The following is a 25,149-nucleotide window of genomic DNA, read 5'->3' as shown; positions in this document are numbered from 1 at the left end:
CGATTTGGGTCTTAAAGCTCGGCGGTTGGCCAGTCCGCCTGCCTGTTATCCACTCTGCACCGAATGGGCGCGCTTTTGACTTGCAAGGGTTTCGACACTGGTCGCGGTCGCTGGCGCCATGACGGCTTGTTCGGCCGATGGGACCGGCGTTCGTTGGCGAATTCGCCATGCAGCAAAAAGGCTGAATCCCAAGAGAAGATAGAACATGACCCAGTCTATGAGCCCGTCTCCGAACAGGGCAGAGATCACGGCCACCAGGACCGGCCCCAAGACCCCCCCAACGGTATAGACAAACAGCAGAGTGATGGCGGTGGAAGGCACGTAGACCGGATCTGTTCGATCCATCGCATGGGCCATCAGGATCGCGTAGAGCGGCAGGAGCGTTCCCCCCAGCACGATCGAGATTCCGGTCGCGGCGAGCCGCAGGCCGATCCCGGGGTCTCCCTGCAAGGCCGATCCGTCCCCCGTAACAAAAAGCGCGATCATCAAAAGGGTTACCGACGCTACCAACCCGGTGCCAACGATCAGGATCCGACGGTCCATGTGATCCGAGATGCGCCCGAGCGGATATTGGAACACGATCCGCCCCGCATAGGCCATGGCAATGCTGACGGTGATGGTCGTGGAACTGATCCCGACGGTCGAGGCCTGAAAGGGCATGATCGAGAGGAACACGGTCACGACAATGCCAGTGACCAAAGTTCCGATAAAGGCCGTGGGCGAGTACCGGAACACCGGCAGAAGGCGGACGGTGGCATGCCCTTTCGCCACGGGTTGCTTCATGTTGGTCAGCGCGAGCACGACGATGGCGAAGCAGAAGGCGGCGGCCATGAAGACGAAACCGCCGGAGATATCCTCCGAAACGAGAGCAACCACGGCTTGCGACACAACGGAGGCGACCCCGAGCACGGTCGAATAGACGGCAAGGACCCGACCGCGGGACGATGCCGACGCTGAATCATTGATCCAGGCTTCCCCGACCGAATAGAGACCGGCGGTCGCCATCCCGATGACAAATCGCGCGATCACCCAGGCGCCTGCGCTGTCTGTACGTGACATCAACAGGGCGAACATCGCGCAGAGCGCCGCGGCGGCGGCGAATGCGCGGACATAGCCGACATTGGCAAGCGGCTTGTAGGTAAAAAAGCATCCCAGAAGGAATCCCAGCGAGTAGCTTGCCGCCACCAACGAAGCCAATTCCGCCGATCCGCCAATAGCGGCAATCTGGAGCGCCACCAGGGTTCCAAGCGCCGCTGTCGCGAGGTGGATCGACCCCATGGACAGGAGCAATGCCTGCAACGAATAGGATTTGCTTTCCAAAACGCCGTTCCTTCCGTCCTGCATCAGAAAGCTTGCCCCGCACGGAGGTAGGTCGTGGCGTCTCCCGCGTCGTTCATGGTTCCGTCGATGCCGAGGTCGATCGGGAATTTCCGGGTCAGCCGGTATCTCAGCCCCACCCCGCCGGCGAAACGAACGGGTCTTCCCTCCTCCCGAAACCGCTTGTCCCATATTCGACCAGCGCCGCCGAAGACCTCGTAGCCGAACCGATCGCCCAGCCGTCCGCGCCATGATCCCTGTACCGAAATCATCTGGTCACCAATGTTCTCGGTGATGGAAAACCCGCGGAAACCGTCGGTTCCCCCGATGGAGCATGAATCGAAATAGGGGGATGTTTCGGAGGCAGAACATGCCGTGAAGCGCCCCGCCAGAACGGAACCATCGTTGATCGGGACAAAGGCGTCCAGCTTCAGGACGGCCCTTTGATAGTCGCGCGTGCTCGAAAGAACGTCGTGGTGATAGACCTCGAAGGTCAGGTTCCGGCCCGCTGTCGGATAGAAGTTGTCGTCACGAGTATCGTATTCGAGCAGCACGCCAACGCTCGCGATCTCCATATTGGAATCCCGGGCTATCTCACGTGGCAGGATGCGTCTTCCGTCCGGGCGGATCGTCGTATCCAGGTATCGAAAGCCCAACCCGACCGAAACGTCGGGTGTGATCCCGTATCCCAACTTCAGGACACCGAGCGCCCCGTCCTGGCGCAACGGGATCGGATTTCTGAAAGCATCCAGGTCATAATAGGCCTCGACCTTGCCGAGAAAGACCGTCGCCTTCCACCTATTGGATGCAAAGGCGAGGTCTGCTGCCACGCCGCCGCCAAGGCTTCCATTCGACGTCTTGAAGGCTCCTCCCGCGATGAAGGATGATTTCGATTTCTCGTCGGCCTTGAACAGATAACCGACAGCAAGCAGCAATCCGGCTCCGAAATTGGGATCGTTGGACGGGATTGGAAGCGCAAGGACAGAACCGTTTCGGAATCCCGGGCTTTCCGATTCATCGTCCGCGCTATGAAAACCGTAGGCTTGCCTTTCGTCATGGATAAACTGGGCAGTTGACACCTGCGGCAACCAGACAGCTGCAACCGCCGCCGCCAGCCAACCCAGCGCCGGGGAAAGGAAGAATCCTCGGGAACCGACCCGGCACGGCCCGGTTCGGAAGGCCTGAGCCGACGCCCCACCCCTCCGCTGCGGACGGTTCATTCGATCACGACAACGAAGTACTGGCCGTTGACCTCCTGGTAGTATGTTTCCCCGCATTTGTGCAGTTGCACGCCGTCGACAAGAACGATCGAACACTGGCCCGCAGGGGTCGGGACGGCATTGCCGATCTGGCGGATTGTCCGCCTTTCGACCCGACGCTTGACCCCGGCGGCGCTTCCCGGTGTGAGTGGGCGCCCGATTTCGGCCTTCGCTGACGAGATCGCACCGTCTCCGGACCATTGCGACGGCAGCGGGTCAAGGGCGGCCCCGAGGGCAAAAGTGGATGCGAACACAATCAAGCGGGTCGGTTGTGACATGGGCATGGCGGGTTGTTCCTTCGACCAGGCACGGGAAGTGGTTTCAAATCCATGAGGGCGGGCGGCTTGCAGATCCAAGGGAATGCATCCCCCACGGAATGGCCGATCCCATCAATGTTTCACGTCATCAAACGGGGTGATTGTCTCGCGGAAGATCCTCCAGGATCCGTCTGACTGACGCCGGAAGATCGTCAGGAAGTTTCCTTCGCGGGCGAGATCTACTCCTTGCAGGTTCAAGATCATCGAGTAGTCGCCCCGCGACCAAGCCCAATCCCCCGCAATTATCTCCTCCTCGGAACGGATCTCGAAATCGGTTGCGTCGATTGCCACGAACGCCTTGCGGGCGATTTCCGCCAACCGGTCCTTGTCGCGTGGCGGCCGTTCCAACGGCACCTGGATGCCGTCCTCGTCCCAGAGCGCAAGCCAGCCTTCGGCGTCGCCGGCCATGCGGGTGTCTTCGTACCTGTCCCAGATTTCCAGTATCTCGGCCCGGTCCGACGCTTCATCGGCGAAGGCAGGCGGCGAGAGCACCATGCTTAGAACCATAGCGGAACACGCGAGTATTCCCGTTTTCATGTCCATCCCCTTTCGGTCATGACAGTCGATCTTCGGATATCCGTTTCGAGCGATGTCGTCGGTCCGGCTCAGAACCGATATGTTGCCGACAGCACCACCCGCTCATCCCCGCCGCCATTTCGGTTGTATTCGGCCTGCAAGGCAGTGCCATTTCGGAACCCCATATTCAGACCAAGAATGGCGGAATACTTGTGCACATTTTCCTGCCGGACCTTGTAGCGGATATTCAGGTCGTCCCCGTCATCGAAGGCGTCCTGGAGGCTGTAGACACCTTCAATCACCGTATCGACATCGAGATAGGAGGCCCCGGCATAGGGAGAGATCATGTGGTCATTGCCGAACTCGAACCGTCGACCGAGCCGCAGCCCCGCTGTGGTGGACTTGATGTCCGTCTCCGAGTTCGATGACACCGTGACCGTGTGCGAGGCATTGAAAGACCCCCACCACGCGCCGATGCCATAGACACCGACCGCCCCCACTGTCGTTGTCACCGCGTCGATATTGGCGACGAAATTCAACCGGGCCGAGTCCGGGAAGTCCGGCCCCGACGGACGATCCGGCGGGGTTGGGCCTCCCCCCGGGGGCCGGGAAGGACCGGGACCGAAGGGCCGGGACGGGCCGATATCGGCCAGGTCGAGCAGCACATCGAGATCGACTTTTCCGTCCAGCCGGCCGACTGTGGCGAAGATGTTGAGAAAAGGCAGGACCCAGAGATCGGCCTTGAACTGCTTCGACCTTGTGTAGCTGCGCACGTTGTCAAAGGACACGAAGGGCGTCTCCTTGAGGTCGTCCTTCGACGGGTCGGCCCCCTTGGCGAGCGTGACCGAGAGGTCGGACAAGTGCTGTTCCTGGATGTTGTTCACACTCATCAAGGACACGCCGACAGGAAGCGGCAGCGCATAGCCACGGTTGACAACCTCTTCTCCCAACAGGGGAAATACGCGGTCATAGGGGATCGGTTCCTCGGGCGGCGCTGGCTTTGACGGGTTGCGCAGCTGCAGCCCCTCCGGCAAGCGCAGCAACACGCCCAGTTGGGGAAGGATACCGGCCGGTGTGCCCTCGGCCTCTGTGAAACGCGGCGCGAAGGTGAGATCTTCTACCTCCTCCACCGCCTGGGTGTCCTGTGCCAATGACGGGGCCCCCGCGACCAGCGCAAGAAACGCGGCGGCGGCACAGGAGCGCAGTGGAGAACCAATCACCTCTCTCATATTGCCTCCGGCTCTGCGAGTTGTGTCGGGAGCGGTGTCTCTTCCCGAATGCCGTGGAAGGTCGCGTAGAACACGGGCACGAGGATCATGGTCAGGATCGTGCCGACGGTCAGGCCGCCCATGATCGTCACCGCAAGCCCGACCCAGAAAACATCCGGCAGGAGCGGGACGACCCCGAGCACGGTCGTTGCCGCCGCCAGCGCCACTGGACGCAGCCGCGAAGCACCCGCGTTGATCAACGCGTCATAGGCGGGCTGACCCGCAGCAAGGTTGTCGTTGATCTGGTCGATCAGCACGATGGCGTTCTTGATCATCATCCCCGAGAGGCTCATCGCCCCCAGCAGCGCCACGAAGCCGAAAGGCGTGTCTGTCAGCAACAGGCTCGGGACGATGCCGATGAAGACGAAGGGGATCGTGGCAAAGATCACCAATGGCGGACGATAGGCGTTAAAGAGTGCCACCACGATCAGGGTGATGATCGCCATCGCCGGGACAAGCCCGGGCACGAGCCCCGCCTGCGCCTGGGCGGTATCCTCATATTCGCCGCCCCATTCGAAACGATAGCCCGGCGGCAGCTCCTCCATCAGCGCCTCGAATTCCTCAAGCACGTCGTCGCGATAGGTGGGCAGGGTCACACCGTCGATCGGGTTGGCTTGAACGGTCAGCGTCGGCGCCCGGTCGCGGCGGAGTATGACCGGGTCCTCGGTTTCGGTGCCAATACCCGTGACGACCTGGCCGATGGGCAGGGACTCCACCGATGTCGGCCCCTGTACCTGCACCAGCTCGAAATTGTCGACCGAAGCGCGGTCATGGGGATGTTGACGCGCGATGATCGGGATCATCTCGTCACCCTCGCGATAGAGACCGACGGTCAGCCCGTCATAGGCGCGCCGCGTGGCATTGCCGAGATCCTCATAGGTGATCCCGGTCCAGCGGGCGATATTCTGGTCGAAGGCAGGCACCTGCACCAGCACCCGGTTGCGCCAGTCATGACGAGCCACCTTGGTCCAGGAATGATCCTCCAGGAGCTGCAGCGCCCTGTCGCCATAGTCGCGCAGCACGTTTGGATCGGCATCCGCCGGGCCCACGATCCGGCCCTCGAAGGTCCATGTATTGGCCGGACCGACGCCGAAACGGCGGGTAAAGGCAGTGGCCTCGGGATGGTTCGCGGCAAGCCACTCGGAGACGTCCGCGGCGATCTCGGGGATCATCCGGTAATCCTCGACATTGGCGATGACCTGCGCATAGGCCGGGTTGGTCGGCTCCGGGTCCACCGGCAGGTAGAAACGCGGCGGGCCAGCGCCGATGAAGCTTGCAACATCCGTGACGCCCTCCATGGGCTGAACGACGGCCTCGATGCCTTCCACGGCCTCCGCCACGGCCTCGATCCGCGTGCCTTCCGGCGCGTGAAAATCGATCATGAACTTGTCCATCGCCGAGGTCGGGAAGAAGAGCTGCGTGACCGATCCGAAAGCGACAAAGGAGGCAACAAGCGCCACAACCGCGCCGCCGATGGTCACGTAGCGGAACCGAACCGCGGCTTCGAGGACCCTGCGATACCCTTTGAGCAGCGCGCCCTCTTTCTGCTCTGTGTCGGTCTTCGGCGCCTTCAGCAAGGCAACGCATTGCAACGGCGTGACCGTCATCGACAGAAACCAGCTGACCAGCAGCGAGATGCCGACAACAGAGAACAGCGTGCGGCAATACTCGCCCGCGCTCTCGACCGAGGCGAAGATCGGATAGAAGGCCATGACGGCCACGAAGGTTGCACCAAGCAATGACAGGGCCGGCCGCCGGGCGGCTTCGATGGCCGCGTCGATGCGGCTCTTGCCGGCGGCCATCCGGACCGCCGCGCCATCGGCCACGACAATAGAGTTGTCCACCATCATGCCGAGCGCGATGATCAGCGCCCCGAGCGACATGCGCTGGAGGTCGATGCCGAACATGGCCAGGGGGATGAAGGTGGCAAGGATTGTCAGCAAGAGCCCGCTGCCGATGATGATCCCCATCCGGACCCCCATCGCCAATGTCAGGACGACAAGCACGATGGCGATCGCCTGGCCGAGCGAGATCAGGAAGGAGGAGACGGCAAGATCCACATCGTCGGACTGCCAATGCACGCGCTCAATCTCGATGCCGATGGGCAGGGTTGCGGCCAGTTCATTGACCCGGTCATCGACGGCCTTGCCGACCTCGACCACGTTGACACCCGGCTGGAAGGACAGCGCGATGCCGATGGTGGGAAGGCCGTTGAAACGCATCAGCCTCGTGGCCGGTTCCGCATAGCCCTCGCGCACCTCGCCAATGTCGCCGATACGCAGCAGCGCATCTTCCGGGTTTTCCCCGAGGCGCAGCGCGTCGAAAACCGTGGGGCGCACGGCCAGTTCGTCTATATCGCGCGGCGAGGTGAACGTGCCCGACGGGGCGATCCGCATCCGGTAGTCGCCTATCTCCACGCGACCGGCATCCACCACCTCGTTCTGTGTCTGAAGCGTGTTGATGATGGATTGCGGCGAGATCCCGATGGCGGCGAGCTTTTCTTCCCGCACATCGATATAGATCGCGCGCTCCTGCTCACCCCAGAGATCCACCCGGCCGACGCCTTCGACCAGCGAGAGATGACGCTCCAGATCTTCCGCGTAGTCCCTCAGTTCCTTGTAGGAGAACCCTTCCGAGGTGACGGCCAGCAGCAGGCCGGAGACATCGCCGAAATCGTCATTGATGATCGGGCGGCCCGCACCCGGCGGCAATTGTGTCTCGATATCTCGGATCTTGCGGCGCAAGCTGTCCCAGATCTGCGGCAGCGCATCGGACCAGTATTTCGCCTTGATCTCGACAGTGACCGTCGACATGCCAGCCCGGCTTTCGCTGGTCAGGGTGTCGATCTCCTTGATCTCCTGCAGCTTGCGCTCGATCTTCTCGGTCACCTCCTGTTCGACTTCCTTGGCGCTGGCACCGGGATAGGGCGTGGCGACAACCGCTGTCTTGATGGTGAATTCCGGGTCCTCGAGCTGGCCCAGCGAGAAGAAGGACGCGATCCCGCCAAGCGTCAGAAGCACAATGGCGAACCAGGTGAACTTGGCATTCCGGATGGCAAAACTGGCGAGATCCATCAGTTCTCTCCGCCGTCGAGGAAGGTCACGTCCTGCCCGCTGCGCAGGGAACTGGCGCCGGCGGTGACAACGATCTCACCTTCGTTCAGCCCGTCCTGGACAGCGATCCCGAGTGACCCAGCCCCGCCGAGCGTCACAGACCGTTCTGTCACGGTCATGCTGTCCTCATCGACGACCCAGACATGGGGCGCATCGCGGCCTTCGGGCGTGAAGACGGCCTGCGCGGGAACATATAGCCCGATATCGGGGGTCGCACCGGGCTTCGGAACGCCGCGCGCCCGTCCCGTCATGCCGGGCAGTACGGGCGCGCCTTCCGGCTGATCCATCTGCACGGTCACGGGGAAGGTCCCCGTGGTGATCGACGCCTCCGTGCCGACCTCGGTGATTTCGGCTGCGAGCGCGACGTCTCCGAGGGCCGGGAAGCTGACCGAAATGTCTTCGATCTGCGGCAGGATGGAGATGAACCGCTCGGGCACGTCGATCACCATCTCGATCCGGTCCGCATCGACGATCCGGATGATGGGTGTCTGCCCGGCCACTTCCTCGAAGTTCTCGACATAGGTTGCCACGACGATCCCATCATAGGGTGCTGTCAGGGTGGCGTAGGAGAGATCCAGCTTCGCCTTGTCCAGCGCGGCCTGAACCGCCTTGACCGCGGCAACGGCAGTCCCTTCCTGGCCGAGGAAACTGTCGAGCTTGGCCTCTGCGGCCACTTCTCTCTCGACGAGAACCCGCTGTCTTTCTGTCTGGGCCTTCGCATTGGCGAGCGTTGCCTCGGCGCTCTCCAGTTCGGCCTCAAGCCGTGCGACCTCGGCTTCGAACGGGGCCGGGTCGAGTGCCGCCACAAGGCTGCCTTCTTCGACCGTCTCGCCAAGCCGTATGTCGAATGTCCGGACGGTGCCCGGGACTCCGAAGGACATCGTCGCCTCTCGTGCGGCCCGTGCGACACCGACGAAGAAGCGCTCATGCAGCGCGCTGGTCTCGGTGACCTCCATCGTTCGGACAGGCCGAACGGCCTTTCCTGGCTCTGTTGTCTCCTCTTCCCGGCAACCGGCGAGTGCGAGCGTGGCAAGGGCAATGAGGGCAAGGCGTTTCATTCTGTCCGATCCGTTTTTTTGTTGGGTAGAGGTGCGGCCCATTGGCGGGCCGCACCGATCCGCGGGACGCTTACTTGTCCGCTTCCATCGTCTTTTTCAGCTTGAGTTTGCCGATCGGGCTCAACCCGTCCGGATACGGAGCCACCACCGCCTGTTGCTTGAGCAGGAATGCGTCGACAGCGGCCTGGCTTTCGGGGCGCAGGTTCTCGATGCCATCATAAGGCACCCCACGGGCCGGTTCGGTATCCGGGAAGACCTTCTTGCGCATCATGTGACGACCGAGGATGCGGACGAATTCCTGCCCGCCCCAAGCGCCGATCTCGGTCGAGACCGGGTACAGCTCGTGCGTGTCGCGGAAGATGTCGTAGAAATTCGCCCCGATCGGGTTTTCGCCCGGTTTCGGCACTTCCAGTTTCAGGTGCTCCTTGATCACGGCCTGGGGGGTGTTGATCGAGTAGACGATGAGGCTGTCGCGCCGCCCCTTGGTTTCGCCTTCCAGCAGCAGGGCCGACTGGTCCACGCCATCCACAAGCCGGTCGCGCGGGATGTAGTCGTCGGCACCGGCAAACCGCGCCAGCGTCGTGAAAATGTCCGACACGTGGACGATATCGTTCACGATCCCGTCGGCCTCGATCATGTTCGGCCAGCGCACAAAGGCATCGACCCGGATGCCGCCCTCCGTGGTGTCGCCCTTTCCGCCCCGGAAAACCATCGGCGTGAAACCCGATTGCGGCGAGTATTTGGTGAAATGCCCATTGTCGCCCATCAGCACGACGATCGTGTTGTCCCGGACGCCAAGCGCCTCCATCTCGGCAAACAGGTCGCCGAGCCAGGCATCGAGCTGCTGCATCTTGTCGACATAGAGCCCGCCATTTGGAGACTTGAACCCGTCGCGGCCGGTGCGCGTGTTGTGCAGCGGCAGGAGCGGCCAGTACTGCAGGAAGAACGGCTGCTCGCCAGCGGCCAGTTCGCCCAGTTTCTCCATCGCCTGGTCCTGGTAGCGCTGGTTCATCGCGTCGTATTTGGCGGCGTTCCAGCGCTCGCCCGGTTCCATGTGAACCTCGCGGGCCAGCTCGCCTCTGCTTGCCTCAAGCCCGGTCACCATGGCCGAGGCGTCGGGACGGAAGAACATGTCCAGCGAGAAGCGCGGGTCGAAATCGTCCATGCCGACGGCAACCTGTTCCTCGATCGCGTCATCGTTGAAGATCGTCAACTGACCCTGCTGGTGCACCGGGAAGGCCGCCCAGTCGAAACCCTGGTTCTGTGGCATGGCCTCGGCGATATCGCCCATGTGCCACTTGCCGACGTGGATCGTGGCATATCCGGCGTCCGACAGGACCTCCGGTAGAGTCACCTCCCCGGCGGGGAGCCCGAACCCGGCGATGTCGACGGCCGTGTCACCCATCCCCATGCGCACTGGCAGACGCCCGGTCATCATGGCCACGCGGGTCGGCGTGCAGGACGGCTCGGTATACATCCGCGCCATCCGCATCGCCTCGTCCGAGAAGGCGTTTATGTTGGGCGTGGAATAGCCGCGCACGGCGTTCAGCTCGGGAATGCCCATATCGCCATATCCCATGTCATCGATCAGGATATTGATGATGTTGGGCGGCTTGCCGCCATTGGCGTCCCGGAATTCGGAGAGCTTTGCATCCACAGCCGCATTGTCCTCTGCCCATTGTTCGGCGTGCTGCGCCTCGAGGATGTAATACTCCGCGTCCTGGATGATCGGCGCTTCCTGCGCCTGCGCCGTGGTGGCCAGCGCAAAGAAAACTGCTGTTGTTGCTCGCTGCATGTCGTTTCCTCTTCCCTGTTCCTGTTTGTTTCGATTGGAGATGCTCGGAACTGACGAACGTCTCGAATTCATGTGTAACTGCTTCCTGAAGGCGGAGGTCCTGGTGTGACGTGGGGCGGGCCGCCCAGAGCCACCTCCAAAGCCTTCGACTGTTTCCTATGGTTCGACGACCCGCAGTGCATTCCAGCTCTGGTTGTCGACACCGCATCCGCTTACGGTCGGGTTCGCCTTGTCGGCGGCAGGAAGGGCGACGAAATCCGAGGCATCGGCCTGGCTTCCGGCGTCGCTCACCTGGTTGCAGAAATAGAGCTGGTCACCCTCCACGAACCACTCGAAGCGGCTGTAGAGTTCATAATCGGCGTCATTGGCGGACCCGTTTTGCGCAACCAGGTAGTCTTTCTCATTGTCCACGAGACAAACGAAGTAGACGAGCTGGTCGCCCAAACCGAAGCTGAGCCAACCGTCGGCCCCCACCGCATGGAACTGACCGGTGTCGTCGATATAGGTCTCGGAGATCTCGGGGGCGATGTCCTCGACGCCGGTACAGGCAGAGGCCAGCCCGGGGAGGGCAGCGAGAAAGGCAGTTGCGAGGGCGGTTCTTGAGGCGGCGTTGATCATGTTCTTTCCAGTTATCGTTGTGTTTGAGCCGGGATGGAGGTTCCCGGGTTCTCAGTGCCTGGTGTCAGGAGTTGCGAAGGCCCCACCGGCCATCGCCGGCAACACCTCATATGCGGCGAGGCGCTGCCGGGTTCGGGGCGATGCCGGAGCACTTACGCCACAGCCTCATCGGACACGGGATTGCCGACCCGGTTAATGTCGGTGTTGGGAAAGAACTCGACCCAGACGTGCCAGAACAGCCCGGCCCGCAGCGTTTCGACCCTTTCGAGTTGGCCCTGATCCGTATTGCCCCAGAAATCGCAACGGGTCACCGGAACGCCGCTATCGTTGTACCAGACGCCAAGGCTTTCGAACTTCGGATCCCAGGCAACAACAAGCGCCCGTCCTCCAACCGTCGCGTTCACCACATTGCCATTCTCGACAACAAAATCATCCGTCCAGCAAACGACATCCCGTCCGACGGTGACACCCCAGACATATGTCTTGTTGGGCAGGCGATCGTCGAAATGAGTCATGTTGTCCATGACCGGTGCGGCTTCCTGGTGCTGGCGGGAGATCCCGGTCGAGAAGGCCATTTCCGTCGCCATGTCCAGAAGCCGCAGGAGCGGGTTGGAGGATGGCTTGTTCAGGAATACCTCGCCCTCGGGATAGGCCTTCTGAAAGGCTCGGAAGGTCATGCGGAAGGTCGGCCAGGGCTTCATGCTCTGGGACGGACGCATTGCGCAGACCGCCCCTTCGGCATTCGGATCCTTGTCGGCATCCTTGAACCCATAGATATGCTGTATCGGCTCGCCGGTCTTGTTGTCGCGAAGGATCAGGTTGTTTCCGTGCTGGGCCAGCACCTGCAGCTCAAGCTTCTCGCCCTCGACAGAGGGGGAATAGCCGATCCCGAGATTCGCCATGGCGCAATAGGTCATGATTACATCCTCGCCGCCGAGGCCTTCGTCATTTCCGGCAAGGTGCGGGCGAAGGATCTGGGCGTCCGGATGGGCGCGCGCATGGCCGTTATTCTCTATCACGATGACCGGGGCCGTTGGGCCAACCCATTCCCGAGCTTCCTCGATGGAGTAATATTGCGCGCTGTCCTTCTGGTTTCTCAGGCCCAGATGAACCCAGACATAGGGGAAGGCGTAGAGAACCGTGATCACCGCCAACGAGACCCAGAACAGCCAGGCCGTACCGCCCCCCAGCAGGTATCCCACAACCATAACGGCAGCAGCGGCAAGGCCACCCATGACGAATTGTTTCTCGTAACGGATGAAGCGGGCCATGTTTTCCCGTTTCACCTTCAGGATCATCTGAACGACGTCACCGAGGTCGCGGAAGTACATGAAGCCGATCGTCAGCGAGACCGCGAGGCCGGCGTAGAAGAGAAGATTTGCAAGCATTGTTTGTGACCTTGTTTGGGAAGGTTTGTTATTGTGTGGTGGAGATGCCGGCGTCTCGGTCGCCCGGTGGCTCCAGATAGGAACGGATTTCCTGCTCCAGACCTGCCAAGCTCTCGTTGACGTCCTCGATCGTGGGGTCATCCGCATCCAGCGGCATCAACTCCATCAACGTCTCGTAGTCTCGGCATATCTCCGCGAAGGCGGAATCCTGCGAGCGTAGCCGGGAAATCTGTTCCAGGTGATCGCCAAAATTATGTTTGAAACTGTTCATCTGGGCTCCTCGATCTCGTTCCGTCATGGCCAGCGCCATGCGGTCGGCATGGGTGACGCTCTCCACAGATATCGACCGAGCAGCCCTTGAATTATAGGTTTCTTAGGGTAGTTAGTTACGTAACGTGTTTTTACTTTCAGTGAGTTATCGGCATAAATCGACTTTGGGAGTGACCGTGACCAATCCGGATGAGCATGACGTAACACCGCTTGAGAGCAGATATGTTACCCCGGAATCGTCGATGGCGATGGCCTCTCTGGGGGAGATTCTCGACAGTCCGGAATTCGCCGGCGCCGGCCGCGTTCAGGCATTCCTCGAATATGTCGTCAAGGAGTCTCTGGAAGGACGCGGAGACCGCATTCGCGGCAAGACGATTGTCGAGGATGTGTACGGGCGGTCTCCGCTCGAAGGACGGGACCCGGTCGCCGTGGTCCGCGTCGATGCCGGCCGCCTGCGCCGACGGCTGGAGAAATATTACCAAGGGTCAGGGGCGAAGGCCGAGCTGAAGATCGAATTCCAGCCTGGCAGCTACGAGCCGCGTTTCGCCCTGCGTCAGGAGACGGCTCCGCCAGGCGAACCGCAACCGGAGGTTGTCACGCCTCCACCCTCACCTCCGCCCAGCCGACGGGTCTCGGCCGGACTGTTGGCATCCCTGGCGGTGGTCGTGATCGCGGCAGCCCTCTTCTGGTGGCAGGCCGGTTTCCAGGCAGACAGCCCAATCGATAGCGTCGATGCTGGCACCGAGGCACCGTCCCCAGGCTCGGACGATGCCACTGCTCGGGCGGTGCGCAATGCGTTGTTCTCCAGCTCCCCTGCGCGGCTTCAGGCGTCGAACCTGGCCATGAAGGCGCGCAGCCTTCAGTTCCCGGCGCTCGAGCCCAAATGGCAGGATTCCGTCTTGCTCATGTTCGAACTGGTCATCGAGATGGATGGAAACTATTTCGCGGGCTATGCTGGGGCCGCAGAGAGCAAGGCACTCATCGCGGTAACCCGCCCACCGGGCAAGGAACGTGACGGGCTGTTGCAGGAGGCCGATGACCTGGCATCGCGCGCTCTCGAACTCGGGATAGATCAGAGTTGGAGCCACTCCGCAGCGGCCCTCGTCGCCCATGTGAAGCGGGATTTCAAAAGCGCGCGCCTGCAATCCGACCGGGCGACGTCTCTTGATCCGTCCGATCTGCATGCCCTGAACATGGATGCGCTGCTTTCCCTGTTCGGGGGGGATTTCGAAAGAGCGACGGAAATGGCCGGACGCGCTGCCGAGATCATGGAGCCCAGAGACTACTTTCCCAACAAGAGCATACGGGCCTCGGCCGAGTTTCACCTTGGGAACTATTCCGAGGCGCTCGGCCTGATCAGCGAGTCTGTACTCGAGGGCGATCCCATCAGCCCGATTTCCCTTGGCTACTTGATCGCGATCCATTCGAAGATGGGCGACGCCAACAGCGCCGAGGAAATGCTGAACCTCCTTGAATCCGCCTGGCCGGGATTCCCGATTAACGCACTGTTTCGGTCCCTGTATCGAGACCCTGCACATGCCGACGAAATAATAGCAGCTTTGCGAGATTCTGGCTGGTCCGGGGAAGGCCGACGAATAGGCAAATAGTCCGGCTGCGTGATCTTCCAACCGTTCCGCAGGCGTCCACCTCTACGAAACCATTCGTTTACGGCGCACAATCAAGGCACTTATTTTTGCCGCCCCCCCCCCGCCGAGACATCGACACTGGAAGGTCGTAAGTTTGATGGCGTGCGATAACAAGCAACACCAGCCATGGCAGAAACTGTTCATCTTTGCCCTTGTCGGACAGATAGTCCTGCCAGTCGTCGGTTTCTCTCTTGAATCGTCACTATCGGTTCGTGAGTCAGAACCGATCTCATTTGAACTGGAACGAGTTCAGAGCGGCATCTCAAAAGATGATGGCAAATCGCGGCGGTTGCGAAGCCGGGCTGTGAATGAATCGCAGCGATGCGATCGCTGGCGCAAAGCGCAAATCAAACCCACAAAGGCTGGCAAAAGGCCGTTCCCGCCGGTTCGGGTCGCTTACGCGAAGGATGGGAAAGCTCGCACCGTCGTCAATCATTCTCCGAAAATGCTGTGCGTTGCATGAATGACCGCAACGCGGAAGCTGCAATGCGGCGTTCGAGCTATCGGGAAACGGCGGCTCAGGGCCGAAAGCGATGGTCACTCCAAGTGACGTGATGGTCGTTCTTCGCTGCCGCAGAAATCGAAAGGGAGGGCGGCGAGGAGACCTTCGCCGCAGGCGCGCGCGCGATGCTCAGGCGTTGCGAGAGCCGACATTCGGAGGGCGACGGTATGCGCCCCCACTCCGCAGCTACAGGAGAGAGGCGATCAAATCCCGCGCGACATCCGTGCCTTTCGGTTCGAAGACAGCTTCATGCCGGGAGCGTTCAGTCGGGTTTCCGGGCCGATCCATGCGTAGGCGAGCAGGCAAGGTTCCAGGTCTGCGGTGGTGATGCGATGCTCGTGACCGGGCGTGTTCAGGATCAGGGAGCCCGGGGCGTGGACGGCGACGTCGTTTTCCGACCAGTCACCGGCGATCGAGATGTAACTTTCCTCGATTTCCTGGTGGCTGTGTTGGGGGTAGGTCGTTCGTGGCGCAAACAGAACGAAGCCAAGAACGAGCCGTTCCGCCTTGATCGGACCGCGCGGACCTACGATTTCGCAATAGGCGTATTTCTTTTCCAGGGCCTTCGGGACCTTCTCGTATCCATATTCCCAGGTTAGCAACGCCTCGACACGCGACAGCGCCCGCGCCATCCCACGCATTGCGCCGCGTTCACCAAGGTCGAAAGCACGCGGAAGGTGGGCCGAGACAGGTTTTGTCTCGGCCGCACGAGCCACAATCTCCGGGTTTCTCTCGAACGTCGCGGATAGCGAGTCGCGGATGCGTTTGCGGTGAGATCGGATCAACCGGCTGCCCCCGTCGGAGCCATGTCGATAGAGGCTACTGAATTCCCGCAAGAGGTAGAGCCAGTTCGGACAATCCGCCAGACGCACGACGGGCGCCTGGGGTTCGCTTCCGGGATCGTTCTCGCTTGGATGGAGCATTGTTCAGCCAGCCTCTTTCACCGCGTCGCCAGTCAGTTCGGGGTGTCACCCACGGGCACGACGATCCGTCCCCGGATCTGTCCCTCAAGGAACTTTGCCGCCGTGTTGATGACCTCTTCGAACGGAATGACAGTCGTCATCGCATCCAGTTTGCCGAGATCGAGGTCTCTGGCAAGGCGGTTCCAGGCGGCGATACGTTCGGCCTTTGGACACATAACGCTGTCGACCCCGACAAGCGTCACGCCGCGCAGGATGAATGGGGCAACCGAGGAAGGAAGGTCCATACCCGCAGCGAGGCCGCAGGCGGCAACTGCGCCGCGGTATTTGATGTTTGCAAGCACATTGGCAAGGACCGTGCTGCCGGCGACGTCGATGCCCCCCGCCCAGCGTTCCTTTGCCAGGGGGCGGACTTTTCCGGTGAGTTCCGCCCGGTCAATGACGGACGACGCCCCGAGTTGGCGCAGGTAGTCCGCTTCGGCGGGGCGGCCGGTGACAGCGGCGACGTCGAAGCCTCGGCTGGCCAGAAGGGTCATGGCCACGCTGCCGACACCGCCAGCGGCGCCCGTGACAACGATCTCGCCCATGTCCGGGGTGATGCCCTGCTTTTCAAGCGCAAGCACGCACAGCATGGCGGTAAATCCTGCGGTGCCGATTGCCATCGCCTGTTTCAGGCTGATCCCGTCGGGCAGTGGCACCAGCCAGTCACCATTGGCCCGCGCTTGTTTGGCCAGGCCACCCCAGTGTTTTTCCCCGACGCCCCAACCATTCAGGACGACGCGGTCACCGGGCTTGTAGTCTGGATGGGCGCTTTCGGCGACCACGCCGGAGAAATCGATCCCCGGCACCATGGGAAAGGACCGGACGACCGGCGCGGCGCCGGTGATGGCCAGCGCGTCCTTGTAGTTGAGCGTGGAGTAGGCCACGTCGACCAGAACGTCGCCCTCGGGCAGTTGGTCCGGGCTGGCCTGCGAGATGGAGACCGTCTGGCCGTCTTCGGTTTTGTCGATGAGAATTGCGTCGAACATTGCGGATGTTCCTTCAGGGGGTGAGTGTCATGAAAAACGTGTCTGCGAAGCAGCGGAGCGGGTCTGCGCAGCGTTCGAGCTTTGCGCGCAGCACGGCCCCCTCCCAGCCGATCCAGAAGAAGGCGGCAAGCGTGTCGGGATCATGGCGTTCGTCAAGGTCACCAAGATCCTGCGCCAGCCGCAGGCAGTTAGCCGTGCGTTTCTGCCAGTCCTCCAATACTCGGACGAGTTGGTGACGGAATTCCTCGGGCAACGCTCCCATTTCCTGGCCGAGGTTGCCAACGAGGCACCCGCGTCGGAAATCGTGGCGGGCCATTCCCGTTTCGGCTTCGTCCGTGAACGCCCGGAGTCGGTCCATGGGCGGCTGGGATTCATCGAGAAACGCCGCATCAAGTTTGTCGGAAAAGTAGTCGTGATACGCCGCGATGAGTTGGCTGCCAAAATCGGCCTTGTTGCGAAAGTAATGATAGAAACTGCCTTTCGGAACGGATGCCGCCTTGAGGATCTCGTCAACACCGACGGCGGAATAGCCCTTCTCTGTCAAGTGGGCGAGCCCGGCCTGGATGAGCTTCTGGCGCACCTCGGAATCGGCCGGATTGCCCTTGGGGCGTCCCCGGCGAGCGGCAGGTCGTGAGGTGATCTGGGTTGGTTTCGTCGTCATTCGACATTTATTAGACCGATCAGTCTATTAAGTCAAACACCAAGTTCAGGCTTCAGCAGTATTAACGAATGGCTGAAATCGCGAAACTGTAGTGTAGCATGGGCTGGAGAGGGCAACTTCCGCTGTGGACCGATCACGACGAGGCCGCGCCTGGAGGTTTTGCAGGTGCAGCGTCACGGACGTCATCAAACAGCGACAAGCTGAGGGGCCGATCTAATCGACCGGCCCCAGCTTTCAGATCTCCATAGCTTCGGCAATGGTGAGCGCATCCTCCATCTCTACGCCGAGATAACGCACCGTGCTGTCCATCTTGGTATGCCCGAGCAGCAACTGTACTGCTCGCAGGTTGCCCGTCTTGCGATAGATGTAGGCCACCTTGGTTCGTCGCATCGAATGGGTTCCATACGACGTCGGATCCAGACTGATCGATTTCACCCATTCACGAACAAGTCGAGCGTACTGGCGAGTCGAGATATGCAGTCTCTCGTGAAACCGCCCAGGCCAGAGATACTCGGATCCGACCATCAAAGGGTCGTCCAGCCACGCCGCAATCGACTTCCGGGTTCCCTCGGAGATTTCGAACCGAACGGGTTTGTTGGTCTTGCTCTGGATGACCGAAGCCCGTTCCTTGACGATGCCAGCGGCGAAGACATCGGCGACCTTCAGTTTCACGAGATCGCATCCGCGCAGCTTGCTGTCGATCGCCAGGTTGAAGAGCGCCAAGTCGCGGTGCCGCTTAGCAAGTTCGAGCCTGACACGAATCGCCCAGACGTGCTTCGGTAAAAGCGGTTTCTTCTGGCCGACAATCCGCCCCTTGTTCCAAGGCGGCCGGCATGCGCGGATGGCAGGAAGGTTCACGTTTCCCATGACTTTTCCTTTCAACCGCCGCTCCCCACCTCAGCGCCAACCCGATGTTGGCAAACTAAGATAGGCCCTTTCAGGTAATGCGCATCAGTGGCGGCGTCGAGTTCTGGGAAGAGGCATATGGCAACTCTTCCCGGTACCCGCCATTCGCTGCAGATGCAGTAAGCAGGCTTCGCGTCTTCCAAGGGCTGGAATGAAGGGCGGAAACCCGTCGCTCGATGACACAACGGTCGAGATCGGTGGCTTTGCCATTCCCGCACCGCCTGCCGAGGACGGCACGCCCACGGCCTATCTCGTCGAGATGGCCGGGATGTGCAGCCACACGCCGCCGCCACCGCCGAACCAGCTCGTCCTGGTGAAGCTCGACGGTGAATGGCCCCCGGATTATGTTCACCAGCCGGTGCGCCTGACCGGGCGGTTGGCCATTGATCCGTCCGATCGCGTGCTCATGGTTGTCGATGGGAATGTGTCCATGAAATCCACCTGGCGGCTGGATTTGGAAAGCGTGGAGGCCTTCCTTCCGAAGCCCGGAATGTCTGCCGGAAACTCGGAGTGGGTCGAGCAATTGCGAGCGAAGCTGGGAAAGATTGGTTCGGAGAAAAGTCAGTAGCGAAACGGCCTTGGTCGGGAAAGGCCTCGGCGCAGTTCTCTGTAGGCCTCCGGAGCAACGCCTTCCCGTGTGCGAAAGGCCTTTCCGAAGCTGGAGGAGGATACGAAGCCGACGGTATGCGCGATTTCCACGATCGGCAGGTCGGTATCCTCAAGCATCGGTTTCGCATGCTCGATTCGCGCGCTGGACAGCATTTCCCGATAGGACCTGCCGCGCTCCTTGAGCAACCTCTGAAGGGCTCGGACGCTCATCCCGCAATACCTCGCCGCTTCCTCGACATCGGCGGTTCCGGCGGCGAGGTTGCGCACGATATATTCCTGCAAAGCCGAGAACCTGTCGGCCTCGATGCCGTCAGTACGCGGTTGAGACAGATGCGTGTCCGAGTCCGGAGAGCCTCCCTTCTCCACGTTCAGCCATTTCACCGGAAACCGCAGCGACGCCTTGTTGCTTGGCCCCTGTAAAACCGACGAGCCGAGGATGACCCAGGGCGGAATGCCTTCCGGATGCTCGACCAGGAGCACCACGTTCCGGGGATCCCAATACTCCCCCAGCCAGAGCTTGAGCAGGCACACGAGGAAACTCGCGAAGGTGGCGTCGGGTTGTCGGGTGTCATATTCGGGCGAGAAGGTCCGGCCGCCATCGAAGACGGCAAAATCCTGATCGGCCTTGAGCGTGTAGGCACCTGCAGCGGACTCGGATGTGAAATCGAAGATGAGGCTGTTGAAAAGCTGCCCGAGATACCTGGAATTCCCTTTTGCAGCGGCAAATGGGGGGCCTTCGCTCTGCGCCCATTGCTCGCCGATGCGGGCACCGATGAACGGGTCGTCGAGGCGTTTGCCGACCTCATTGACGATCCGGTGAACAAGACTGGAGGAAATCACACCCTTCGGTGTCGCCATCAGATCCGCTGGCGCATCAACGGCTTCCAGCAGATCTTCGATGTTTCCGCCCTTCTCCGCGTAAAAGATCAGAAAAGGCAGGACCACGCGGGTTCGTGTTATCGGGGCGTCCTTCCTGGGCATTCGCGGAGCCTATCTTGAAAACTTCGTTGCGTCACGTTCCCGAAGCGACAGCAAAGTGAAACGCGGTCGCCTCAGGCTCGTGACAGCGGAAGCAATCGCACTACCGTGGGTAGCAAACCGAAGCCCTGTGTCCGGATTTCGGGAAAAGGAAGTCATCCAGATCAGGGAGCATTTCATGAAAAAGACCCTTGTTGCATTGCTTGGCGCAAGCTGCCTTTCGGGTGGCCTTGCCGTCGCGCAGCAGAGCATCGTCGATGACAATGCCGCCACCTTCGGCTGGTACGACAACCGGGACTGGACGAATGTCGAACTGGCCGATCCCGGAGACCGGTCGAGCGGCTTCGTGCCGGTGGACTGGAAGGTTTATCGCTCCGGCGACAAACCCTATGACGTGGTGATCACGGGCGGGCGGGTGATCGATCCGGCCTCGGGCCTCGACGCGGTGCGCAACCTTGGCATCGTCGGCAACCGGATCGTGACCGTCAGTGAGGAGGCGTTGAACGGCACCGAGGTGATCGAGGCCGAGGGGCTCGTCGTCGCGCCGGGCTTCATCGACACGCATGCGCATGGGATGGACCCGTTTACCAACAAGATGATGTTGCGGGACGGCGTGACAAGCGCGGGGGATCTCGAATACGGCTCGCTCCAGATCGCCAAGTTCTACGAGGATCGCGAAGGTATCTCTCTGATCAACTACTTCACCGGTGTCAGCCATGAATACGCGCGCATCGCCGCGATGGACGGCGTGATCGCCACGGAGAACACCTTTGTCTACCCGGTCCGGGCCAAGGCTGGAGCGGACGGCGAAAGCGCCTGGGCGGAGCGCTTCCCGACGGATGATGAATTCGCAGAGATGAAGGAGTGGATTCGGCAGGGCATGAAGGACGGGGCGCTCTCGTTTGCCACGACCATTGGCTATTTCCCCGCCTTCGCACATACTTGGGAGCTATACGAACTCCAGAAGATCGCCGCTGAATACGGGCGCATCTCCTCGGGCCATTTCCGGATGTTGCCGCACGACCCGCCGCCGCTCGAATACATCATGGGCTACAAGGAGGCGATGGCGAACGCCGTTGGTCTCGGAATCCCGCTCCTGCTCTCGCATAACAACAACCGTGGTTGGGAGGAGATGCACGAGATCGTGGTTGGCGCCCGCGAGAACGGCATGGTCATCTGGGATGAGCAATACCCCTGGGCCGCCGGTGGACCCAATGCAGGCGCCCCGCCCTTGACCCCGGAGAATTTCGAATACTGGGGTCAGAAGATCGAGGAGGTTCTCTTCGACCCGGCACAGGACAAGTTCCTCACCGAAGAGGAATTCATGAAAATGCGCGAGGAGGCGCCCGAGACCAACTTGCTCTGGTTCGCGCGCCCGCAGGAGTGGGTGCCGCAATTCTGCGCGACCCCGGATATGGTCATCGCCAATGACGTGCTGCCGATGTTGCAGGACGACGGAACTTTCCTGCCCCTGGACTTTCCCTACGAGGAATGGGCTGGACACCCGCGCGGTGCCGGCTCTCGCGGTCTCTGCTTTCGCCTGAACCGCGAAAACAACGTGCCGCTCATGCTGACGATCAACAATGCCAGCACCTTCTCGGCCCGGATGCTGTGCAAGGCTGGCGTTCAGCAGATGTGCGTGCGCGGCCGGGTTCAGGAAGGCATGATTGCGGACCTGGTGGTACTCGACCCCGAGACCATTCGCGAAAACGCGGATTACGGCCCCGGCAAGAACGGCCTGCCAACCACCGGTATTCCCCATGTGCTGGTCTCCGGCCAGGTCGCGGTGCGGGACTCCGTCGTTGATCTCGATGTTCGGGCCGGTGTCGCGATCCGTCACACGCCGGTTGCCGACTGATCCATTGGTCTTGAGCGGGAGCTGCCCAACCAAGACCGAGCTCACAAGGAAGCATGACGTGAAAACCAGGTTTGCTCTTTGCCTATTGTGCTACGCTCTCCCCGGCTCGGTCGCTTTCGCAGCGCCCGAGCCGATCACCTGGGCGGATCTGAAGACCACCGGTGGGGCCACCGAAACGGTGACCGACCTGACGAAGGGGCTTTCAATCCGGCAGAAGGTCGATCTTCAGGTTGTGCGGGACTATGCTGGCAAGGCGTCCGGTTCTGCCGCCGATCCCACCGTGACCTCAGACGCAGCGATGGCGGCCACGCTTCGGCTCGGTGTCTCCGGGGTCGATGTGCCCGACCTGCTCCAGCACATCGCGGAGCGGGAGAACGCGCTGTTCGAAAGCCAGCTTTCGACCCAGCAGGCGCGGTTCGACGCGCAGGACATCGCGATCACGGGCCATCTGATCGCCATCGGCGAGACGGCAGGCGGCAAGGGCCGTTTCCTGCTGGTCCCCTTTGTCGGCGCTTGCAGCCACACGCCGGTCCCGGCGTACCAGACCGTCATTGTCGAGACGGACGGGACCTTTCGCCCCGGCGAAACCTTCCAGCGCGTGACGGCTGCCGGGCCGGTCGAGGTCGCCATGCATCGCGAAACGGCCTTCATTGTCGATGGGATGGTGCATTTCACCAGCGCCTACACCATCGCCAACGCCACGATCACCCCCGCCTCCGATTGAAGTTCCAAACCACAGGTTCCCCATGACTCGAATCAAAATGCTCCTCACCGCCACTCTCCTCGCCGCTCTTCCGAGCCTCGGTGCTGCCGAAGAGAAGATGAAGTATTTCCTGATGATCGCCGAGCCGAGCGGGGCAGCCTGGAAGGGCGTGATCGAGGGCGGCGGCGACATGGCCGACACGGCCCGCCCGCAGATCGAGGCGATGGGTGGCAAGCTGCTCAGCTACTATATCGGCGCTGGCGAGGCCAAGAACTACGGCATTGTCGCCTTCCCTGACAGCATGGACACCGCGAAGATCATCTATCTCCGGGCGGCCCAACAACTGATGAAGGATTTCGAGTTCATCGAAGTCATCCCCTCCGGTCAGGCCGTCGGCTTGTTCGAAGAGGTGAAGGCAGAGCTCGAATGACCTGAATGTCATTCCACACCCACAGTTGAACCAATCCCTGCAAAGGAAAAGGCAATGGCCAGCAAAATATCTTTCGGAAACCCCAATCACCCATGGGCGACCAAATTGGTTGAGAAATTCGATTTTGGGCTGAGCGCTGCGCAGGAAGAGCGCGCGGTCGATCTGCACAAGAGGCTGACCATCTTCGACTCGCTTATCGAAGTGACCTGGTACGACAATTTCATTGAGAATGTTCAGAAAGGCGCCTTGAACTCGGGTGCAACGGGAAGCCTGACCCTGGGCGCGGCTGGCCTGAAAAACTGGCGGGGCAAAGGGGAAGAGGTCGTCGCAGATCCGCAATACTGGTGGAAACCGGAGAGCATGGTCGAAGATATCGGTCTGTTGCAGCAGATGGAGCGCGAAGATGACAAATTCATGATTTGTTATAACGCTGCCGATCTTCGCAAGGCCAAGGCAGAGAAAAAAGTGGGTATCATGATCAATACCCAGAATACCCTGTTGTTTGGAAACTATCTCGAGCGCATTGACCAGATGTATCGCATAGGTCTGCGCATTACCCAGCTCTCGTATAACAACCAGAACCTGGTGGGGTCTGGCTGTGCGGAAAAAAGGGAGGCAGGCGTAAGTGTTTTTGGCGCGGATGTCATAGCGCGCATGAATGAAGTCGGCATGCTGGTGGATACCGGGCATTGCATGTCGACAACAGTCTCTGATGCCATAGATATTTCGTCCAAACCTATCGCTTGCTCGCACGCAGGCATTCGCAGTCACACCCCTGATGTGAACCGCACAATCGAGGACGATGTCCTGAAGAAACTGGCCGATAGCGGCGGTGTTTTCGGCATGGTCGGACAGCCTGGCCCGATCAGTGGAACCGATTACTGTGACGTCGGGCAATATGTTGATGCCATCGACAAGGCCGTGAACATCATGGGCGTCGACCATGTCGGGTTTGGCTTGGATCACTATCAACGCACCAGCTTGAAAACCATTCTGACGGCGCCGGAATGGAACCCCGATCTCGCGGCGCGAGCCCTTGGCTCTGCCGAGGCGGACACGGACAGTTTCGTGGATCCCTCCAGCGACGGGTTCGCAGGCATGGAAAACAATTCCGGCTACCTGAACCTGACCCGTGGCTTCGTCAAGAAAGGGTACTCCGACGAGGAAATCGTCAAGGTCATGGGCGGCAACTTCATCCGGTTGATCGAAGAAGTTATTGGATAGGAGATGTCATGACCAATTCGATGTTTGAACCGGGTAGTCGTCTGACCAGACGCAACGCCTTCAAGTTGACGGGCTTTGGCGCCATCGGCTGCGTGACAGCAGCCAACGGTGCCGGTGCGGGCACATCGAGTGAGAACCCGGGGCGCGCGCCTGACCGAGCCATCGCGATCCTGGTCGATTTCCCCGACACCGATTTCGACGAAGTGGTGATGAAGCACATCGACCGCTTTGAAGGGCTGGATGCGGACTTGTTGATGCGGAGGATCGCATATCTCGACAGGGACAATCGCATTCGCAAGGTGTTTGGGAACGTGCATCAACACGAACAGCGCGCGGAATTGCTGGCCAATAGCGCGGTCGTGATTACACCCTGCACCAGAACGGTAATGGCGGCAGCAAAAGCCGGCGCAACCCCCATCTATATCATGCACAAATTCTCATCCGCAGGCGTGGAAGAGGATCTGGCGGAACTGGATGTGAGCGTGGTCGATGTGATGGACAAGCACGCCCTCGCAGACACTCTGCGACGTATCAGGTCTTAGATGCCACGCGTTGGCCCCACGAGAGGTGTTTCGATGGCCAGGCTGGACGGCCAAAGAACACCTCGTGAGGTCCGCTCGACAGGTCAACGCATTGAAGGAGGAGCGCCCGATGAATGAGACTGTATTCGGCGTCGCGGTGGATCGGCATCTCCGCACCGCGGACGACCTTCACGACATGACTGCGGCGCCGTCGCGTTTCGTCGAAGCGAAGGTTGTAGACCAT

The 25,149-nt window shown here is 60.9% G+C and carries 23 protein-coding genes; 7 read left to right on the top strand and 16 right to left on the bottom strand.

Translation table 11 applies throughout. The features are described 5' to 3' along the window. Positions 1-45: 45 nt before the first annotated feature. From R3X27_RS23580 to R3X27_RS23530, 11 genes are all read right to left on the bottom strand, one after another. Complete coding sequence (locus R3X27_RS23580; protein ID WP_317711364.1) at positions 46-1,320, bottom strand: MFS transporter; 1,275 nt, start codon at positions 1,318-1,320, stop codon at positions 46-48. A gap of 23 nt (positions 1,321-1,343) precedes the next feature. After that, complete coding sequence (locus tag R3X27_RS23575) at positions 1,344-2,537, bottom strand: BamA/TamA family outer membrane protein (RefSeq protein WP_317711363.1); 1,194 nt, start codon at positions 2,535-2,537, stop codon at positions 1,344-1,346. Then, a complete protein-coding gene (locus tag R3X27_RS23570) occupies positions 2,534-2,932 on the bottom strand; it encodes a hypothetical protein (RefSeq protein WP_317711362.1) in 399 nt (132 codons plus the stop codon). The genes R3X27_RS23575 and R3X27_RS23570 overlap by 4 nt, the downstream gene beginning before the upstream one ends. Positions 2,933-2,965: 33 nt before the next feature. Beyond that, entirely contained in the window at positions 2,966-3,430 is a 465-nt protein-coding gene (locus tag R3X27_RS23565; RefSeq protein ID WP_317711361.1) for a nuclear transport factor 2 family protein, read from the bottom strand. A 68-nt stretch (positions 3,431-3,498) separates the two neighbouring features. Beyond that, positions 3,499-4,638 (bottom strand): hypothetical protein, encoded by a 1,140-nt coding sequence (locus R3X27_RS23560; RefSeq protein WP_317711360.1) that lies wholly within the window; start codon positions 4,636-4,638, stop codon positions 3,499-3,501. Beyond that, on the bottom strand, positions 4,635-7,751 hold the full coding sequence (locus R3X27_RS23555) for an efflux RND transporter permease subunit (RefSeq protein ID WP_317711359.1): 3,117 nt from the start codon (positions 7,749-7,751) through the stop codon (positions 4,635-4,637). The genes R3X27_RS23560 and R3X27_RS23555 overlap by 4 nt, the downstream gene beginning before the upstream one ends. Then, positions 7,751-8,848, bottom strand: coding sequence for an efflux RND transporter periplasmic adaptor subunit (locus R3X27_RS23550; protein WP_317711358.1), 1,098 nt, complete (start codon positions 8,846-8,848; stop codon positions 7,751-7,753). Before R3X27_RS23550 ends, R3X27_RS23555 begins: the two co-directional genes overlap by 1 nt. Before the next feature lie 70 nt (positions 8,849-8,918). After that, a complete protein-coding gene (locus tag R3X27_RS23545) occupies positions 8,919-10,643 on the bottom strand; it encodes a sulfatase-like hydrolase/transferase (protein WP_317711357.1) in 1,725 nt (574 codons plus the stop codon). Between the two features lie 156 nt (positions 10,644-10,799). Continuing rightward, positions 10,800-11,261 (bottom strand): hypothetical protein, encoded by a 462-nt coding sequence (locus tag R3X27_RS23540; RefSeq protein ID WP_317711356.1) that lies wholly within the window; start codon positions 11,259-11,261, stop codon positions 10,800-10,802. A gap of 152 nt (positions 11,262-11,413) precedes the next feature. After that, positions 11,414-12,649 (bottom strand): DUF3179 domain-containing (seleno)protein, encoded by a 1,236-nt coding sequence (locus R3X27_RS23535; RefSeq protein WP_317711355.1) that lies wholly within the window; start codon positions 12,647-12,649, stop codon positions 11,414-11,416. Positions 12,650-12,677: 28 nt separating this feature from the next. Continuing rightward, positions 12,678-12,920 carry a hypothetical protein gene (locus tag R3X27_RS23530; protein WP_317711354.1) on the bottom strand — a complete coding sequence of 81 codons (243 nt, stop codon included), beginning with the start codon at positions 12,918-12,920 and terminating at the stop codon, positions 12,678-12,680. A gap of 175 nt (positions 12,921-13,095) precedes the next feature. Between R3X27_RS23530 and R3X27_RS23525 the strand changes: the two genes are divergently transcribed. Beyond that, positions 13,096-14,526: a hypothetical protein gene (locus tag R3X27_RS23525; RefSeq protein ID WP_317711353.1), complete on the top strand. Its 1,431-nt coding sequence runs from the start codon at positions 13,096-13,098 to the stop codon at positions 14,524-14,526. 744 nt (positions 14,527-15,270) lie between these two features. On the opposite strand, the gene R3X27_RS23520 is transcribed toward R3X27_RS23525, so the two are convergent. The 4 genes from R3X27_RS23520 to R3X27_RS23505 form a co-directional block, all read right to left on the bottom strand. Further along, entirely contained in the window at positions 15,271-15,990 is a 720-nt protein-coding gene (locus tag R3X27_RS23520) for a dimethylsulfonioproprionate lyase family protein (protein ID WP_317711352.1), read from the bottom strand. Positions 15,991-16,022: 32 nt separating this feature from the next. Next, positions 16,023-17,015, bottom strand: a complete 993-nt coding sequence (locus R3X27_RS23515) for an MDR family oxidoreductase (protein ID WP_317711351.1) — start codon at positions 17,013-17,015, stop codon at positions 16,023-16,025. Positions 17,016-17,028: 13 nt separating this feature from the next. Then, entirely contained in the window at positions 17,029-17,676 is a 648-nt protein-coding gene (locus tag R3X27_RS23510; protein ID WP_317711350.1) for a TetR/AcrR family transcriptional regulator, read from the bottom strand. A 234-nt stretch (positions 17,677-17,910) separates the two neighbouring features. Continuing rightward, positions 17,911-18,543: a tyrosine-type recombinase/integrase gene (locus R3X27_RS23505; RefSeq protein ID WP_317711349.1), complete on the bottom strand. Its 633-nt coding sequence runs from the start codon at positions 18,541-18,543 to the stop codon at positions 17,911-17,913. 190 nt (positions 18,544-18,733) lie between these two features. On the opposite strand from R3X27_RS23505, the gene R3X27_RS23500 reads away from it, so the two are divergent. Then, entirely contained in the window at positions 18,734-19,150 is a 417-nt protein-coding gene (locus tag R3X27_RS23500) for a DUF3299 domain-containing protein (protein ID WP_317711348.1), read from the top strand. Here the strand turns inward: R3X27_RS23500 and R3X27_RS23495 are convergent. Continuing rightward, entirely contained in the window at positions 19,144-20,172 is a 1,029-nt protein-coding gene (locus tag R3X27_RS23495; protein WP_317711347.1) for a helix-turn-helix transcriptional regulator, read from the bottom strand. The two genes, R3X27_RS23500 and R3X27_RS23495, sit on opposite strands and share 7 nt — an antisense overlap. Positions 20,173-20,347: 175 nt before the next feature. Between R3X27_RS23495 and R3X27_RS23490 the strand changes: the two genes are divergently transcribed. Genes R3X27_RS23490 through R3X27_RS23470 form a run of 5 tightly spaced genes read left to right on the top strand, consistent with a single transcriptional unit; the run spans position 20,348 to position 24,926 of the window. Then, on the top strand, positions 20,348-22,027 hold the full coding sequence (locus R3X27_RS23490; protein ID WP_317711346.1) for an aminoacylase: 1,680 nt from the start codon (positions 20,348-20,350) through the stop codon (positions 22,025-22,027). Between the two features lie 58 nt (positions 22,028-22,085). Next, positions 22,086-22,751, top strand: coding sequence for a DUF3299 domain-containing protein (locus R3X27_RS23485; RefSeq protein ID WP_317711345.1), 666 nt, complete (start codon positions 22,086-22,088; stop codon positions 22,749-22,751). 22 nt (positions 22,752-22,773) lie between these two features. Continuing rightward, entirely contained in the window at positions 22,774-23,160 is a 387-nt protein-coding gene (locus tag R3X27_RS23480; protein ID WP_317711344.1) for a hypothetical protein, read from the top strand. Positions 23,161-23,214: 54 nt separating this feature from the next. After that, positions 23,215-24,384: a dipeptidase gene (locus tag R3X27_RS23475; protein ID WP_317711343.1), complete on the top strand. Its 1,170-nt coding sequence runs from the start codon at positions 23,215-23,217 to the stop codon at positions 24,382-24,384. 8 nt (positions 24,385-24,392) lie between these two features. Further along, the gene (locus R3X27_RS23470) at positions 24,393-24,926 is read left to right on the top strand and encodes a hypothetical protein (RefSeq protein ID WP_317711342.1); all 534 of its coding nucleotides are present in this window, start codon (positions 24,393-24,395) and stop codon (positions 24,924-24,926) included. The last annotated feature ends 223 nt before the right edge of the window (positions 24,927-25,149 follow it).

The sequence above is a fragment of the Tropicimonas sp. TH_r6 genome (assembly GCF_033101155.1).
Taxonomy (GTDB): domain Bacteria; phylum Pseudomonadota; class Alphaproteobacteria; order Rhodobacterales; family Rhodobacteraceae; genus Tropicimonas.
Note: the sequence above shows the minus strand (reverse complement) of the source record. Positions and strands in the feature narration are given on the sequence as shown.